This is a genomic window from Pseudomonas sp. SBB6 (assembly GCF_024213215.1).
In the GTDB taxonomy this organism is placed as follows: Bacteria; Pseudomonadota; Gammaproteobacteria; order Pseudomonadales; family Pseudomonadaceae; genus Aquipseudomonas; species Aquipseudomonas donghuensis.
The window spans coordinates 173,234-189,632 of sequence record NZ_JANAVH010000010.1 but is presented as its reverse complement, the minus strand read 5'-3'; the positions used below and the strand labels follow the sequence as shown (position 1 = coordinate 189,632).

Here is a 16,399-nt window from a genome sequence, read left to right as displayed (position 1 = left end):
CTGTCAATGACCGATATGAAAACCCAGCAGCACCAGCACATCGCCGAACTGGCGCGGACCCTTGGCCACGCCCATCGCCTCAACCTGCTCGAACAGATCGCCAGCGGCGAGCTTGCCGTCGAGCAACTGGCCCAGCAGTGCGAGCTGTCGGTGGCCAACGCGTCCCAGCATTTGCAGCACTTGCGCCGCGCAGGCTTCGTGCAGACCCGCCGCGACGGCAAGCGTGTGCTCTACCGGCTTGGCGTCGGGCCAATTGCTGATGTGTTGGGGGCACTCGCTCAACTGGCCGCGTTCAATCGCGCGGCGATTCGCGAGCTGATGAGCGATAGCGTGAGTGCGCCCGAGCACCTGGAAGCGATCAGCAGGGAAGAGCTGCTGGAGCGTTTGCAGGATCACAGCGTGACCCTGCTCGATGTGCGCCCGGCCGAGGAGTTTGCCCAGGGGCATTTGCCAGGGGCGATCAATATTCCGTTCGCTGAACTGCAGCAGCGCCTGGGCGAGCTGCCGGCCAGCCAGGAAGTGGTGGCCTATTGCCGCGGGCCTTGGTGCGTACTTTCCCGCGATGCGGTGACGGCCCTCAAAGCCGGGGGCTTGAGGGCGCGTCACTTTCTTCAGGGCATCGAGCAGTGGCCTGGGCCGCTGCAGGATTAACCCAGTTCGGCCAGGCAGCGCTCAAGGATGTCCAGGCCTTCTTCGAACACTTCAGCCTCGATGGTCAGCGGCGCCAGCAAGCGGATGATGTGCCGCGCCTTGCCGCTGGGCATCAACAGCAGCCCGGCGCTCCTGGCCGCTGCCAGCAATTGCGCCAACTGCGCGGTGGCCGGTGTGCCGTCGGCGTTGACCAGTTCGATGCCGCGCATCGCCCCGGTGCCGGTCAGGCGGCCCAGATAAGGCGAGAGCTTGCTGGCCTGCCAGCGCTCGAAGCGGCTTAGCAGTGCGGCCTCCTGGCGTTCGCCCCAGGTCGAAAGGTTGGCGTCGCTCATTTCATCCAGGGTCGCCAGGGCGGCGGCGCAGGCCATCGGGTTGCCGGAGTAGGTGCCGCCAAGGCCGCCTTTGGGCAGGTTGTCGAGCAGCGCCTTGCGGCCGACCACGGCGCCCAGCGGCATGCCGCCGGCGATGCTCTTGGCCAGCAACAACAAGTCCGGCTCGATGCCCAGGCGCGGGAAGGCGAAGCGCTGGCCGGTGCGGCCAAAACCCGACTGGATTTCATCGATGATGATCAGGATGCCGTGCTGGTCGCAGAAGCTGCGCAAGGCGCGGGCAAACTCGGGTTCCATGGCCAGAAAGCCGGCTTCACCCTGGACCGGTTCGAAGATGAAGGCGGCCACCTCATTGACGTCGATCTCGACACTGAATAAGCGCTCCATGGCCTTGAGCACCTGCTCGCTGCTGACGCCGGTGTCCTGGCTGGGGTAGGGCAGGTGATACACCGGCCCCGGCAGTACGCCGACGCGTTGCTTGTAGGGCGCAACTTTGCCGTTGAGGTTGAGGGTCGCCAGGGTGCGGCCATGAAAGCCGCCATCGAAGGCGATGATTGCCGTCTTGCCGGTGGCACCGCGGGCGATCTTCAGGGCGTTTTCCGCCGCTTCCGCACCGCTGTTGGTGAGCATGCCGCTAAGCGGGTAGGACACCGGCACAAACGTCGCCAGGCGATTCATCAATTCGAGGTAGGGTTCATGCGCAGCAGCGTTGAAGGCGTAGTGCGTCAGGCGTGTGGCCTGCTGCTGGATGGCAGCGACAATCCGCGGGTGACAATGGCCCAGGTTCAGTACGCCGATACCGCCAACAAAATCAATATAGCGTTTCCCGTCGGTGTCCCAGACTTCCGCGTTTTTACCGTGTGACAGTGTAATAGGGTGAACGACGGAAATAGACTGGCTGATCGTTTCGTGACTCATTTGCCCGCGGCCTCACTGGAGTTTCTTATTATCTAAGCGAGGCCCGCTAATACTGTGCAAGCGAAATAATGGATTGCAATCATTCCTGCAGGTCGTGAACTTTATCGCCCTGGCTTATCCTTTCGGCAATCCACCCGACAAAGCACGCACTTTGGGCTCTTCGGCGGGTATCCAGGTGAATGCGCGGAGCAGAGCGGTGGTGGAGGGCGACAGGCGTTTGCACATGGGCGGGGTCAACCTGGCGAAAAAGAGATGAGGTCATTCCGTTGCGGAATCATGTACTTCTAAAAGGTCGTTTGTGAACAGCGGCCCTATAGATTAATACTGACCTGCATCAATGATTTCGACCCGCATCCGCTGTAGGAGAATAATAAGATGGTTGCTGAACTACTGACCCGTTTGGGCGTGCCTGAAGGTTTATATAACGGCGGCACACACGCTGTTTGTACCCCCATCGACGGCAGCCAGATTGCAGCGCTTACCCTGCAAAGCAAAGCCCAGGTGACCGCCAAGATCGATCAGGCCGAAAAAGCCTTCCAGGCCTGGCGCAACGTCCCGGCCCCGCGCCGCGGTGAGTTGATCCGCCTGTTTGGCGAAGTGCTGCGTCAATACAAGGCCGAGCTCGGTGAACTGGTGTCGATCGAAGCCGGCAAGATCACCCAGGAAGGCCTGGGCGAAGTGCAGGAAATGATCGACATCTGCGACTTCGCCGTCGGCCTGTCGCGCCAGCTCTACGGCCTGACCATCGCCTCCGAGCGCCCGGGCCACCACATGCGTGAAACCTGGCACCCGCTGGGTGTGGTCGGGGTGATCAGCGCCTTCAACTTCCCCGTAGCGGTCTGGGCCTGGAACGCCACCCTGGCGCTGGTGTGCGGCAACGCCGTGGTGTGGAAACCGTCGGAGAAAACCCCACTGACCGCGCTGGCCTGCCAGGCGCTGTTCGAAAAAGCCCTGAAGGCGTTCGGCGAAGCGCCAGAAGGCCTGAGCCAGTTGATCATTGGTGATCGCGACGCCGGCGAAGCGCTGGTCGACGACCCGCGCGTGCCGCTGGTCAGCGCCACCGGCAGCACCCGCATGGGCCGCGAAGTCGGCCCGCGTGTCGCCGCGCGTTTCGGCCGCAGCATCCTGGAACTGGGCGGCAACAACGCGATGATCCTTGCGCCCAGTGCCGACCTCGATCTGGCCGTGCGCGGCATCCTGTTCAGCGCCGTCGGTACCGCCGGCCAGCGCTGCACCACCTTGCGCCGCTTGATCGTCCATCGTTCGATCAAGGACGAGGTGGTGGCCCGGGTCAAAGCTGCTTACGCCAAGGTGCGCATCGGTGACCCGCGTAAAGACAACCTGGTCGGCCCGCTGATCGACAAGGCCTCGTTCGCAGGCATGCAGGATGCCCTGGCCCGTGCCCGTGATGAAGGCGGCCAGGTGTTCGGCGGTGAGCGTCAGCTGCAGGAGCAGTACCCGAATGCCTACTACGTGGCCCCGGCGATCGTCGAGATGCCAGGCCAGAGCGCGGTGGTGCGTCATGAAACCTTCGCACCGATCCTCTACGTGCTGGCCTACGACGAATTCGAGGAAGCCCTGCGCCTGAACAACGAAGTGCCGCAAGGTTTGTCGTCGTGCATCTTCACCACCGACCTGCGCGAAGCCGAGCGCTTCCAGAGCGCGGCAGGCAGTGACTGCGGGATTGCCAACGTCAACATCGGCACCAGCGGTGCGGAGATTGGCGGGGCCTTTGGCGGCGAGAAGGAAACCGGCGGTGGCCGAGAGTCGGGCTCGGATTCGTGGAAGGCCTACATGCGTCGGCAGACCAATACCGTGAACTATTCCCGCGAGCTGCCGTTGGCGCAGGGGATTGTGTTCGACTGAATACCGAGTCGGCCCCATCGCTGGCAAGCCAGCTCCCACAAGGACTCTGTGGGCGCTGGCTTGCCAGCGATGGCCGCGCCACCGATCCCGCCAGTGGAACAATAAAAACGCTTTCACCCTACCAGTTGAGGGTTACCCATGGCATCGCTACAACAAAAGAAACAGCGTTCGCTGCAACACGGTCTGACCTCGCGCCAGGTGTCGATGATCTCCATTGCCGGGATCATCGGCGCCGGCCTGTTCATCGGCTCGTCCACCGCCATCGCCACGGCCGGGCCGGCGATTCTGATCTCCTACACCATGACCGGCCTGCTGGTGCTGCTGGTGATGCGCATGCTCGGGGAAATGGCCATCGCCAATCCCAACAGCGGCTCGTTCTCCACCTACGCAAGCCAGGCCATTGGGCCCTGGGCCGGGTTTACCATCGGCTGGCTGTACTGGTGGTTCTGGGTGCTGATCATTCCGGTCGAGGCGATTGCCGGCGCCGATATCCTGCACGCCTACTTCCCCGGCGTGCCGTCGTGGCTGTTCGCCTTCCTGATCATGATCGTGCTGTCGGGCACCAACCTGATCAGCGTGAAGAACTTCGGTGAATTCGAGTACTGGTTCGCGCTGATCAAGGTCATTGCCATTCTTGCCTTCATCGGCGTCTGCACCCTGGCGGTGTTCGGCGTCTGGCCGTTGGCCGAGGTCTCGGGCGTGCAGCAGCTGTGGGCCAGCGGCGGCTTTATGCCCAACGGTTTTGGGGCGGTGCTCGGTGGCGTGCTGGTGACCATCTTCTCGTTCTTCGGCGCCGAGATCGTCACCATCGCCGCCGACGAAACGGCCAACCCCAAGGACAAGATCCGCAAGGCCACCAACCTTGTGGTGTACCGCATCGCGATCTTCTACATCGTCTCGATCTTCTTCATCGTTTCACTGGTGGCCTGGAACGACCCGGGCTTGAAGGCGGTGGGCTCGTTCCAGCGCGTGCTGGAGGTGCTCAACGTGCCCGGCGCCAAGCTGATGGTCGACCTGGTGGTGCTGGTGGCAGTGACCAGTTGCATGAACTCGGGCCTGTACACCGCTTCACGCATGCTTTATTCGCTGGGCTCGCGCGGCGAAGCGCTGAAGATGACCAAGCGCATCTCCGGCAATGGCGTGCCGACCGTAGCGGTAATCCTGTCGACCTTCGCCGGCTTTGCCGGTTGCCTGGTCAACTATGTGTTCCCGGGCAAGGTCTTTGGCTTCCTGCTGTCGACCACCGGCGCCATCGCCTTGCTGGTGTACCTGGTGATTGCCGTGTCGCAGCTGCGCATGCGCGCCATCACTGACCGCCAGGGCACCGAGCTTGCGTTCAAGATGTGGCTGTTCCCCTGGCTGACCTGGCTGGTGATCGGCCTGATCACCCTGGTGCTCGGCTACATGCTGATCAGCCCGGCCTACCGCTATGAAACCCTGATGACCGCAGGGGTGACCCTGGCCATCCTGCTGATCTCGCTGACCCGGCGCAAAACGCCGGCCGATGCGCCGGTCGGCAGCCCGGCGGTGTCGGGCAAAGGCCTCTAGCGCGGCGCTTGGCAAGGCAAAAGCCCATGACCGGTTCATGGGCTTTTTCAGGCTGTGGCGTTACTATCGGGGGCGCTTTCCCGCCAATAACAGACAATCAGGAAGCCTATGAGTACCCAAGCCTTATCCCTGCAGGAACTGGCCGCCCCCGAAGGCGTCTGCTACGGCTGCGGCTGTTCCCACCCCAGCGGCCTGCACCTGAAAAGCCACTGGGACGCCGATGGTATCCACCTGCTGTGCCGCCACTCACCCGACGGCACCTTCCTCGGCTGGCCGGGGCTGGTGTATGGCGGCTTGCTGGCGATGCTGGTCGACTGCCATTCCAACTGGACCGCCATGGCCTACCACTACCGTGCCGAAGGCCGGGAGCCCGGCAGCCTGCCGCGCATCGACTGCGTCACCGGCCAGCTCAGCCTGACCTACCTGAAACCCACGCCGATGGGCGTCGAGCTGTTGCTCAAGGCCCGGGTCGAAGGTGAGGTCGGGCGCAAGAGCCGGGTGATCTGCGAGGTCTGGGCCGACGACGTGCTGACCGTGACCGCCGATTCGGTGTTCGTGCGCGTCGATACCGAGAAACTCAAGCACAAGGCCCACGGCACGGCTTGAGTGCTCAGAAGGGCACGGCGATGGTCAACTGGCTGTAGACGTTGGTGCCGTTGCCGCCCACCTGGTTGCCGCCGTTATCGCTGCTCTTGCGCGGTTGGTACAGGCCCAGCAGCGGGCTGATGATCAGGTGCTCGCTCACCGCCCATTCGGCGTACAAATCCAGCTCGCGGCCGTCGAGGTTCAGCGTGCCGCGCTCGTGCAGGGTCTTGTAGTTGAACAGCAGCACGCCCAGGGTCAGGGACTCGACCGGGGTGGCCTTGAGGCCGACAAAGTGCACATCGTTGTTGCTGTTGAACGGGCCCGAATAGTTGCCCGTGACCTCGCCCTGGAACCAGGTGCCGTAGCCACGGTTCATGCCGTTGAACATCGAGTCCCAGCCTTCGGAATAGCGGCTGTAGCGATAGGTCAGGTCCGGGCGCCAGGGCACATCGGCAAAGGTGTAGCCGGCCTCGGCGTACCAGGCTTTCTCCGGCCCTGCGTTTTTGTTTTGCCTGGCGTACTCAAAGGCAAAATGCGCGTTCTCGACCCCGGCGTCACTGGCGCCGCGCAGGCTGTAGATGTCCATGCCTTCACGTTGCTTCTGGAATTCGCTGGCGTACCGATCATCGACATTCAGGCCACGGATGTAGGTCAGCTCCAGGGTGCCGGGGGCGGCGCTGTAGGCCAGGGTGCTGGCGGCCAGTTCGCTGTTGGCCTGGGCGCGGTTATCCGACTTCATCCATAGCAGGCTGGCGTGCAGGCCATCCTTGCCGCCCAGGCGCAGTACTGCGGTCTTGTCGAAGGCATGGCGGGCGGCCAGGTAATAGGCGCCGCCACGGTTGAGCTCGCCATCGGCCGGGCCTTTGCCGAAGTTCAAGCCGTCGTCGTTGATGATGAAGCCATCGCCGAGGGTGATGACCTGGCGGCCGAACGACAGGTCCAGGCCATCGTCGCCCAGTGCCGGGATCAAATTGCCCGAGCGCCAGCCGGCGAAGGCTTCGTCGAATTTAGTGGTGCGCTCGCTGCCATCGCTGATGCCGGCGGCATCGCCGTCGCCCCAGGTCGCCGAACTGACCAGGTTGGCGGTGCCGTAGACTGTGCCCAGCTCGCCCAGGCGCTGGTCGGCACTCAGGCCATATTTTATGAAGCCCTCGCGCCAGGTCGAGCCGCCGGTGGTGCCGTCGTAGTTCTTGCGGCTGTTGAACAGGCCATACACGGCGAGGAAGTTGGCGTTCAGGTGCGTGTCGTCATCGGCATACAGCTCAAGTGCCTGAACCGGGGGCAGGGCCAGCAGCAGGCTCAGGCTGGAGCCCTTGAGAAAATGGGGGAGGCGGGTGGTCATGGCGCAGGTTCCCTAAAGGAGGCGTTGGTGGCCGCCATTTAGGGTGGGAAGGCCCCGGCAGGTCTTTGCTTTGCCTGCCAGGGCGGTTGATCCTGCTCGCCAGCAGGGTTAGCGCAGGGTGCCGGCCATCTGCCCGAACACGTCCAGCACAGCGCTGGCCAGGTCCTTGCTGCGCAGGCCGTTCCAGCCGGTCTGGGGGTTGGGGGCGTCGTCGTGGTCCTTGAACGGCATTTCCAGGGTCAGCGACAGGCAGTCAAAGGCCTGGCCGACGCTGTTGCAGGCCAGGGTCATGTTGGCTTGGCCAGGGGCGGAAAGCGGATAGCCATGCACCTGCTGGAAGTCCACGGTGCGCTTGCACAGGCTGTCGCGGAAGGTGGCTTCCAATGCAGCAATACGCGCGGTATAGCCGGGGTTGCCTTCGCAGCCGGCGGTGAACACGTGGGGGATTTCTTCGTCGCCATGCACGTCGAGGAACACGTCGACGCCATGCAGTTTCATCTGCTGCTGGGCGAACAACACTTCCGGGCTTCTGTCGATACTTGCATCCTGCCAGGCGCGGTTCAGGTCCTGGCCCTTGGCATTGGTGCGCAGGTGGCCGTGGAGGGCGCCGTCGGGGTTCATGTTCGGGATCAGGTACAGGTCGGCCTCCTGCAGCAAGGCCTGGATAGTCGGGTCATTGTGTTGCAGGCGGTCGATCACCCCTTCCATGAACCATTCGGCCATGTGCTCGCCTGGGTGCTGCTGGGCGATGATCCACAGTTTGCGCTTGCCCGGCGCCCCGCTGCCGGCACGCAGCAACTGGATGTCGCGGCCCTCGACGCTGCGGCCGGTGGCCAGCAGTTCGACGCCGGGAAGGCTTGTGGCGCGTTCAATCAATTGATTGTGGCGCGCGCGCGGGTAAGGCTCGAAGTAGGCAAACCAGGCCTGGGACTGCTCGGCCTTGAGGCTGAACTCAAGGGCCTTGCCATCGAAGCGAGTGGGCACCCGGAACCATTGTTGCTGATCGTAGGAGGCGACAGCCTGGTAGCCGCTCCAGGCCTCGTGGTACGACGAGGCGCCGGCGTTTTCCAGGATAAAGCCATGGGTCTGGCCCGGGGTCAGCCCGGCGGCCTTGAAGTGAAACCACTGGAAGTGCTCGCTGCGGGTGTCGGGGCGAATCGCCAGGCGCACCCGCGCAGGGTCACTGGCATCCTTGACGAGGATGTTGCCGGAATCGAAATCGCAGTCGATGTGCAGGGGGGACAGCGTCACGGTCATCACCAGGCTCCATGTAGAGTTGTTGTGACACTTACTCTACACGCCTGGATCAGGACCAGAAACCGATCGCTGCCAGGGCGGCCAGGCCCAGGCCGATGGCCACCGAGCAACCGCCCAGGGTCAAGGCTGCCCGTGGTTGCCGGTACCAGCCGTCCTCGCCCAGTTGGCGGGCCGGGGCCAGCAGGGTGCGCCAGCGCAGCTCGGTGGCATGGAAGGCCTCACGGTGCTCGGGGGCGCTGTCCAGCCAACGGCGAAAGTCGATGCGTTCGCTGGCGGTCACCTGCGGGCTTTGCAGGCGTACGTACCATTGGCCGGCGATGTTGGCCAGGGCGTCGCGCTCTTCGCGGGCGGCGTGCAGGGCCTGGTTCATGTGGCGCTCGACGGTGACCGCGGGCAGGTTCAGGCGTTCGGCGATGCGGGCGAACGACAGTTGGTCGAGGCGGCTGAGCAGGAACACCTGTTGAACGCGGCGTGGCAGCTTTTTAAGGCGCTGCAGCAGGGCATCGTCCGTCAGGTCGTGGGAAAGGGAATTGTGTTCAAGGGGCAGCAACAGACGGGTCATGTACAAGCTCCTTGCTGGTCGGTGGAGTGGGGGCGTCTTCCGTGACGCTGCAACAGCTTATTCGTAACGAGATTGATTCTCAAGTGCTAATTCTGCAAAGCGCTGTTACAACCATTCACTGTGCGACATTCATTTGCTATCATCGCGGCCATTCGAGCAACACCCCTCTTCATTAGCCTGAAGACCAAAAAAAAGACCCGGCAAAAAGCCGGGTCAAAAACCGTGATTAGCCTGATGAGGAGATAATCTGAGAGTCCGACCTAAGGGCTTTCAGTTTATCCAACCAGTCTCGCGACCAGTTGTGAGCAATAATAATCGTTATCATTTGCAAGTCAAATGAATTTTCTGTCATTCCGTAAAAATCTTTTACCGAATGCGCTCCCTCCAGACCGGCGGACACCAACACCCGCCTTCGGTCGACTCCCCACGTAATCTGTAGATTGCTGCTCAGGCAGGGTCCTGGTTGGCCGCCTTGCGTTCGAGCATGGCCCTGGCCATGTTGATCATGTGCATTGACGCCAGCGCCAGGTCCCGGGGGACGCCTTGCAGGCCGTCAGCCGATTCGTAGGCGGTGGCGGCGGCGCAGCGCAACAGGTTGGTGGCGTGAGCCGTGGCCTGGGCGCCGCTGAGGCCTTCGCGGGCCACCATCAGCGGTTCGTCCGGGCCGAACTGCACGGGTGCGGGGTTGAGGTAGTAGTCCAGCGCACGCCGGGCGGCATCGCTGTTACTTAATGTTTCGCTATCAAGGCTGAGGTCCGTGTCAGGAAATGTCGGTTTCATTCGGCTGCCTGCTGTTTGGGTAAGCGATTAGAGGTGCCGGGAAATATTAATACGGCATGTAGTTATTGCGATTGTTTAAATACTACAATATGTGTATTGAGCGCCAGAAGGCAGTCCGTATCGTGCCAGCGATGGATAAATGGACTGACCTGGTCAAAGCCAGGATGCGTGAACTGAAGGTCACGCAGGAAAATCTCGCCGAACGCATCGGGGTCACCCAGGGCGCCGTGGGCCATTGGCTGCGCGAGGAGCGCGAGCCGAAACTCAAGGTGCTCAACCAGATTCTGGTGGAAGTGGGCCTACCGCCGTTGCAGATGGTTTTCCCTCATCAGGTCGCGGAAAACCACGGTTCCTACACAGTCTCGGGCAACCCGACTACTGTTACTGGCGCCGATGGCCTACAGCACGATCTGTATTTTCGCTATCCGATTCTGAGCTGGGGCAATCTTGACCCGGTCGAGATAGCCGAAGACTGCGCGCTGCAGTCAACCGACTATAAAGCGCAGGGGCGGGCGTTCTGGCTCAAGGTCGAAGGTGATGCGATGACGGCGCCACTGGGTGTGAGTGTGCCGGAAGGGATGTTGATCCTGGTGGACACCGCGTTGCCTGCCGAGCCCGGCACGCTGGTGATCGCGCGTTCGCCCGACAGCAAAGCGCCGCGTTTTCGCCAACTGATCGAGGAGGGTGGGCAGCGCTATTTAAGGCCGCTGAATCCGACCTATCCCAAGGTCCTGTGTACCGAGCAGTGTGAAATGCTGGGGGTGGTGGTGCAGGCGTTGGTGAAATTCTGAGACACCGCGTCGCCGGCAAGGCCGGCTCCCACAATGGACCCGCATGCACCGATATCCTGTGGGAGCCGGCCTTGCCGGCGATGGGCTGCGTTAGCAGCCCCAATGACTCAAGCCTCTTCCAGTTCCACCAGCACAGCCCCTTCACTGACCATTTCGCCTTCCTGGCAGAACAACGCCTTGACGGTGCCGGCATGGGTCGCGCGGATGCTGTGTTCCATCTTCATGGCCTCAAGCACCACCAGTTGCGTTCCGGCTTCCACTGCCTGACCGACCTCCACCAGGACCCGCACGATGCTGCCGTTCATGGGTGCTCCCAGGCCGCCCTGATGGCTGTGGCTGGCGTCGGCTTCGGCGATCGGGTCGTAGCGGTTGACGCTGTGCAGCTCACCGTCCCATTGCAGGTACAGGGTGTCGCCACGGCGGATCGCCAGGTGCCGACGGCGCAGGCCGTCCTGATCGATCAGCAGGTGCTCACCGTCGAGCTTCAGGTTCGACGCCGCCGTCTGGTTCAGGTTGATGGCCCGGGCTTCACCGTTGCAGGTCAGGTGCAGGCTGATCTGCGCCGCAACACCTGCGCGAAAGCCGTTGTTGGCGGCCCAGGGTGAATGACGGTCGTCCGCGCGCGGTTGCAGCGGCTGGCTCTGGATGCAGGCTTCAGCTGCCGCCTGCCAGAATGCCGCTGGCAACGCTTGCGGCGCTGGCAGCAGTTGCTCCTGGTAGCGCGGGATAAACCCGGTATCCAGCTCGGCCTCGGCAAACGCCGGGTGGGCGAGGATGCGCCGCAGGAAGGCAATGTTGGTCTTCGGCCCGCCAATGGCGAACTCGTCGAGCATCGCCAGCAAGCGCAGGCGCGCCTGTTCACGGGTTTCGCCCCAGGCGATCAGCTTGCCGAGCATCGGGTCATAGAACGGCGAGACGTCGTCGCCTTCGCTGACGCCGCTGTCCACCCGCCGACCGTCGCCCGGCGCCGACTCGCGGTACAGCGCCAGATGGCCGGTGGCCGGGAGAAAATCATTGGCCGGGTCTTCGGCGTACAGCCGCACTTCGATGGCATGGCCGTTGAGCGGCACCTGCGCCTGGGTGAGCGGCAGCGGTTCGCCACAGGCGACGCGGATCTGCCAGGCTACCAGGTCCAGGCCGGTGATCGCTTCGGTGACCGGGTGCTCGACCTGCAGGCGCGTGTTCATCTCCATGAAGAAGAACTCGCCACGGGCATCGAGCAGGAACTCCACGGTGCCGGCGCCGACATAACCGATGGCCTGGGCGGCCTTGACCGCCGCTTCGCCCATGGCCTGGCGCTGGGCGCTGCTCAGGCCCGGGGCAGGGGCTTCTTCGACCACCTTTTGGTGCCGACGCTGGATCGAGCAGTCACGCTCGTTGAGGTACAGGCAGTTGCCGTGCTGGTCGGCGAATACCTGGATCTCCACGTGGCGGGGCTTGAGCACATACTTTTCCACCAGCATGCGCGCATCGCCAAACGATGACTGGGCTTCACGCTGGGCCGAGGCCAGGGCTTCGCCGAGCTGGCTTTCGTGCTCGACCACCTTCATGCCCTTGCCACCGCCGCCGGCGGTGGCCTTGAGCAGCACCGGATAGCCGATCTTCTCGGCGGCGGCGCGGAAGGTTTCCAGGTCCTGGGCCTCGCCGTGATAGCCCGGCACCAGTGGCACGCCGGCCTGTTCCATCAGGGCCTTGGCCGCCGACTTGCTGCCCATGGCATCGATGGCGCTGGCCGGTGGGCCGAGGAAGATCAGCCCGGCCTGTTCGATGGCGCGGGCAAAGCCTGCGTTCTCGGACAAAAAACCGTAGCCGGGGTGGATTGCCTGGGCACCGCTGGTTTTTGCCGCAGCCAGCAGCTTGTCGATGTCCAGGTAGCTTTCAGCGGCCTTGGCGCCGCCCAGGTCGACGCGAATGTCGGCCTCGCGGCTATGCCGTGCCTCGCGGTCAATGGCGCTGTGCACGGCCACGGTGGTCAGGCCCAGGGCCTTGGCGGTGCGCATCACCCGGCAGGCGATTTCGCCGCGGTTGGCAACCAGCAGGGTGGTCAACGGGGTGCGGCTCATGGGCGCGGCTCCTTGTTCGACGGTTTGCCCTGCCAGGCCGGGCTGCGTTTTTCCAGGAAGGCGCGCAGGCCCTCCTGACCTTCGGGGCTGACGCGGATGCGGGCGATGGCGTTCTCGCAGTAGCGGCGGATGGCCGGGGTCAGTTCGCCATGGCCGACTTCGCGCAGCAGCTCCTTGCTGGCGCGCATGGCTTGCGGGCTGTTGAGCAGCAGGTTGTCGATCCATTGGCCGACCTGCTGTTCCAGCTCGGCGGCCGGGTAGGCTTCGGCCAGCAGGCCCAACTCGCGGGCGCGCTCGCCGCTGAAGCGTTCGGCGGTCAGGGCGTAGCGGCGCGCGGCACGCTCGCCCATGGCCTGGACCACGAACGGGCTGATCACCGCCGGGGCCAGGCCGATGCGCACCTCGGACAGGCACAATTGCGCGTCACTGGCGCCAATGGCCATGTCACAGCAGCTGATCAGGCCCAGGGCGCCGCCAAAGGCTGCGCCTTGCACCACGGCCAGGGTCGGCACCTTGAGCCGCGCCAGGTTGTACATCAGCTCGGCCAGCTCGCGGGCGTCATCAAGGTTGGTGTTGTAGTCCAGCGCCGCCGACTGCTGCATCCAGGCAAGATCGGCGCCGGCGCTGAAGTGCCGGCCGCGGCCGCGCAGCAGCACGAAACGCAGGCTGCTGTCGGCGCCGATGTGGTCGATGGCGATGATCAGCTCGCGGATCATCTGCGCGTTGAAGGCGTTGTTCTTGTCTTCCCGGCTCAGCCACAGGGTGGCGAAACCACGGGGATCCTTGATCAGTTCAAGGGTAGTGAAGTCGCTCATGGTCACATCCGGAAAATGCCGAAACGGCTTTGTTCGATCGGTGCGTTGAGGGCCGCAGACAACGCCAGGCCCAGGATCTCACGGGTTTGCGCCGGGTCGATGACGCCGTCGTCCCACAGCCGCGCACTGGAGTAGTAGGGGTGGCCCTGATGCTCGTACTGATCGAGGATCGGTTGCTTGAGGCGTGCTTCATCCTCGGCGCTGAAGGGGTGGCCACTGCGTTCGCTCTGCTCGCGCTTGACCTGGGCGAGCACGCCGGCGGCCTGTTCGGCGCCCATCACGCCGATCCGCGCGTTGGGCCACATCCACAGGAAGCGCGGGTCGTAGGCGCGGCCGCACATGCCGTAGTTACCGGCGCCGAAGCTGCCGCCGATGATCACCGTGAACTTCGGCACCTGGGCGCAGGCCACGGCGGTAACCAGCTTGGCGCCGTGCTTGGCGATGCCGCCGGCTTCGTACTTCTGGCCGACCATGAAACCGGTGATGTTCTGCAGGAACAACAGCGGGATGCCACGCTGGCAGGCCAGCTCGATGAAGTGCGCGCCTTTTTGCGCCGCTTCCGCGAAGAGGATGCCGTTGTTGGCCAGGATCGCCACCGGGTATCCGTGCAGGTGGGCAAAGCCGCACACCAGGGTGGTACCAAACAGCGCCTTGAATTCATCGAACACCGAGCCGTCGACCAGCCGCGCAATCACCTCGCGCACATCGAACGGCTGCTTGGCATCGGCCGGGACTACCCCGTACAGCTCTTCGCTGCTGTACAGCGGCGCCACCGGGGCACGTTGCTGCAACTCGCCAAGCTTGTGCCAGTTGAGGTTGGCCACGCAGCGCCGGGCGATGGCCAGGGCGTGCTCGTCGTTGTCGGCATAGTGGTCGGCCACGCCGCTGGTCTTGCAGTGCACGTCGGCGCCGCCGAGGTCTTCGGCGCTGACCACTTCACCGGTGGCGGCCTTGACCAGTGGGGGACCGGCGAGAAAGATCGTCGCCTGCTGGCGGACCATGATCGCTTCGTCGGCCATGGCGGGCACATAGGCGCCACCGGCGGTGCACGAACCCATGACCACGGCGATCTGTGGAATGCCGAGGGCGCTCATGTTGGCCTGGTTGAAGAAGATCCGCCCGAAGTGCTCGCGGTCGGGGAACACTTCATCCTGGCGCGGCAGGTTGGCGCCGCCGGAGTCCACCAGGTACAGGCACGGCAGGCGGTTCTGCAGGGCGATGGCCTGGGCGCGCAGGTGTTTTTTCACCGTCAGCGGGTAGTAGGAGCCGCCTTTGACCGTGGCGTCGTTGGCGACGATCATGCATTCGACGCCTTCGACCCGGCCGATGCCGGCGATCACGCCAGCGGCCGGGACGTCTTCGCCGTACACCTGATGGGCGGCCAGCTGACCGATTTCGAGGAAGGGCGAGCCGGCGTCGAGCAGGCGGTCGATCCGATCGCGCGGCAGCAGTTTACCCCGCGAGGTGTGCCGTTCCTGGGCCTTGGGCCCGCCGCCCTGGTGAACCTGGGCGATCAGGCTGCGCAGGCCATTGACCTGTTCAAGCATGGCCGCGCTGTTAGTGGCGAACTCCGCCGAGCGCGGGTTGATCTGGGTGTGCAAGGTAGCCATGGCGCGATTCCTTGTGCTCAGCGGGTTTCGTTGAACAATTCGCGGCCGATCAGCATCCGGCGGATTTCGCTGGTACCGGCGCCGATCTCGTAGAGCTTGGCGTCACGCAGCAGGCGGCCGGCCGGGAACTCGTTGATGTAGCCGTTGCCCCCCAGGATCTGGATCGCCTCAAGGGCCATCTGGGTGGCGCGCTCGGCGGTATAGAGGATGACCCCGGCGGCGTCCTTGCGCGTGGTTTCGGCGCGATCGCAGGCCTGGGCCACGGCGTACAGGTAAGCGCGGCCGGCGTTGAGCTGGGTGTACATGTCGGCGATCTTGCCCTGGATCAGCTGGAACTCGCCGATGCTCTGGCCGAACTGCTTGCGGTCGTGGATGTAGGGCACGACCAGGTCCATGCAGGCTTGCATGATCCCGGTCGGGCCGCCGGAAAGCACCACGCGTTCGTAGTCCAGGCCGCTCATCAGCACCTTTACGCCGCCGTTGAGCACACCGAGGATGTTCTCATTGGGTACTTCGACGTTGTCGAAGAACAGCTCGCAGGTGTTGGAGCCGCGCATGCCGAGCTTGTCGAACTTGTTGCTGCGGCTGAAGCCCTTCCAATCGCGCTCGACGATAAAGGCAGTGATGCCGTGGGCGCCTTTTTCCAGGTCGGTCTTGGCGTAGATCACATAGGTGTTGGCGTCGGGGCCGTTGGTGATCCAGGTCTTGCTGCCGTTGAGGACGAAATGGTCGCCGCGCTGTTCGGCGCGCAGTTTCATCGACACCACGTCGGAGCCGGCGTTGGGCTCGCTCATGGCCAGGGCGCCGATGTGCTCGCCGCTGATCAGCTTGGGCAGGTACTTGGCTTTCTGCTCGGCGTTGCCGTTGCGGTTGATCTGGTTGACGCAGAGGTTGGAGTGGGCGCCGTAGGAGAGGGCGACCGAGGCCGAGCCGCGGCTGATTTCTTCCATGGCCACCACGTGGGCCAGGTAGCCAAGGCCGGCGCCGCCGTATTCTTCCGGGACAGTGATGCCGAGCAGGCCCATGTCGCCGAACTTGCGCCACATGTCGGCGGGGAACAGGTTGTCCTGGTCGATCTGCGCGGCGCGCGGCGCCAGTTCAGCGGCGACGAAGGACTGGACCTGGTCGCGGAGCATGTCGATGGTTTCGCCCAGGGCGAAGTTCAGGGTCGGATAACGCATGCTGGCACCTTCTGTGTTTGTTCTTGGATTAAGGGTGCTTGTGCTGGCCTTATCGCGGGTCAAGCCCGCTCCCACAGTTCTTGTGGGAGCGGGCTTGACCC

At 63.8% G+C, this 16,399-nt stretch carries 14 protein-coding genes; 5 read left to right on the top strand and 9 right to left on the bottom strand.

Going from position 1 to position 16,399, the window contains the following annotated elements:
* Nucleotides 1–15: 15 nt before the first annotated feature.
* Nucleotides 16–651 (top strand): metalloregulator ArsR/SmtB family transcription factor, encoded by a 636-nt coding sequence (locus NLX68_RS19650; protein WP_254285446.1) that lies wholly within the window; start codon nucleotides 16–18, stop codon nucleotides 649–651.
* Here the strand turns inward: NLX68_RS19650 and NLX68_RS19645 are convergent.
* Nucleotides 648–1,898 carry an aspartate aminotransferase family protein gene (locus NLX68_RS19645; protein ID WP_254285445.1) on the bottom strand — a complete coding sequence of 417 codons (1,251 nt, stop codon included), beginning with the start codon at nucleotides 1,896–1,898 and terminating at the stop codon, nucleotides 648–650. The genes NLX68_RS19650 and NLX68_RS19645 overlap by 4 nt on opposite strands.
* A 375-nt stretch (nucleotides 1,899–2,273) precedes the next feature.
* Here NLX68_RS19645 and NLX68_RS19640 point away from each other — a divergent pair, with 375 nt between their 5' ends.
* The 3 genes from NLX68_RS19640 to NLX68_RS19630 all read left to right on the top strand — a co-directional run bounded on the left by NLX68_RS19640 (nucleotide 2,274) and on the right by NLX68_RS19630 (nucleotide 5,918).
* The gene (locus NLX68_RS19640) at nucleotides 2,274–3,764 is read left to right on the top strand and encodes an aldehyde dehydrogenase family protein (protein ID WP_254285444.1); all 1,491 of its coding nucleotides are present in this window, start codon (nucleotides 2,274–2,276) and stop codon (nucleotides 3,762–3,764) included.
* 138 nt (nucleotides 3,765–3,902) lie between these two features.
* Nucleotides 3,903–5,312: an amino acid permease gene (locus NLX68_RS19635; protein ID WP_051636752.1), complete on the top strand. Its 1,410-nt coding sequence runs from the start codon at nucleotides 3,903–3,905 to the stop codon at nucleotides 5,310–5,312.
* Between the two features lie 108 nt (nucleotides 5,313–5,420).
* Nucleotides 5,421–5,918, top strand: coding sequence for a PaaI family thioesterase (locus NLX68_RS19630; RefSeq protein WP_010223767.1), 498 nt, complete (start codon nucleotides 5,421–5,423; stop codon nucleotides 5,916–5,918).
* A 4-nt stretch (nucleotides 5,919–5,922) separates the two neighbouring features.
* Here NLX68_RS19630 and NLX68_RS19625 read toward each other — a convergent pair whose 3' ends face one another.
* From NLX68_RS19625 to NLX68_RS19610, 4 genes are all read right to left on the bottom strand, one after another.
* Nucleotides 5,923–7,239, bottom strand: a complete 1,317-nt coding sequence (locus tag NLX68_RS19625; protein WP_254285443.1) for an alginate export family protein — start codon at nucleotides 7,237–7,239, stop codon at nucleotides 5,923–5,925.
* Between the two features lie 108 nt (nucleotides 7,240–7,347).
* Nucleotides 7,348–8,496: a M14-type cytosolic carboxypeptidase gene (locus tag NLX68_RS19620; protein ID WP_254285442.1), complete on the bottom strand. Its 1,149-nt coding sequence runs from the start codon at nucleotides 8,494–8,496 to the stop codon at nucleotides 7,348–7,350.
* A 49-nt stretch (nucleotides 8,497–8,545) separates the two neighbouring features.
* Nucleotides 8,546–9,058, bottom strand: coding sequence for a DUF4880 domain-containing protein (locus tag NLX68_RS19615; protein WP_254285441.1), 513 nt, complete (start codon nucleotides 9,056–9,058; stop codon nucleotides 8,546–8,548).
* 447 nt (nucleotides 9,059–9,505) lie between these two features.
* A complete protein-coding gene (locus NLX68_RS19610; protein ID WP_254285440.1) occupies nucleotides 9,506–9,838 on the bottom strand; it encodes a DUF3077 domain-containing protein in 333 nt (110 codons plus the stop codon).
* A gap of 131 nt (nucleotides 9,839–9,969) precedes the next feature.
* Here NLX68_RS19610 and NLX68_RS19605 point away from each other — a divergent pair, with 131 nt between their 5' ends.
* Nucleotides 9,970–10,629, top strand: a complete 660-nt coding sequence (locus NLX68_RS19605) for a LexA family transcriptional regulator (protein WP_254285439.1) — start codon at nucleotides 9,970–9,972, stop codon at nucleotides 10,627–10,629.
* A 107-nt stretch (nucleotides 10,630–10,736) separates the two neighbouring features.
* Here the strand turns inward: NLX68_RS19605 and NLX68_RS19600 are convergent, their stop codons facing one another.
* Genes NLX68_RS19600 through NLX68_RS19585 form a run of 4 tightly spaced genes read right to left on the bottom strand, consistent with a single transcriptional unit; the run spans nucleotide 10,737 to nucleotide 16,298 of the window.
* A complete protein-coding gene (locus NLX68_RS19600) occupies nucleotides 10,737–12,692 on the bottom strand; it encodes an acetyl/propionyl/methylcrotonyl-CoA carboxylase subunit alpha (RefSeq protein WP_254285438.1) in 1,956 nt (651 codons plus the stop codon).
* On the bottom strand, nucleotides 12,689–13,507 hold the full coding sequence (locus tag NLX68_RS19595) for a gamma-carboxygeranoyl-CoA hydratase (RefSeq protein ID WP_254285437.1): 819 nt from the start codon (nucleotides 13,505–13,507) through the stop codon (nucleotides 12,689–12,691). Before NLX68_RS19595 ends, NLX68_RS19600 begins: the two co-directional genes overlap by 4 nt.
* A 2-nt stretch (nucleotides 13,508–13,509) precedes the next feature.
* Complete coding sequence (locus NLX68_RS19590; RefSeq protein WP_254285436.1) at nucleotides 13,510–15,117, bottom strand: carboxyl transferase domain-containing protein; 1,608 nt, start codon at nucleotides 15,115–15,117, stop codon at nucleotides 13,510–13,512.
* Between the two features lie 17 nt (nucleotides 15,118–15,134).
* Nucleotides 15,135–16,298, bottom strand: a complete 1,164-nt coding sequence (locus NLX68_RS19585) for an isovaleryl-CoA dehydrogenase (RefSeq protein ID WP_254285435.1) — start codon at nucleotides 16,296–16,298, stop codon at nucleotides 15,135–15,137.
* Nucleotides 16,299–16,399 lie beyond the last annotated feature (101 nt).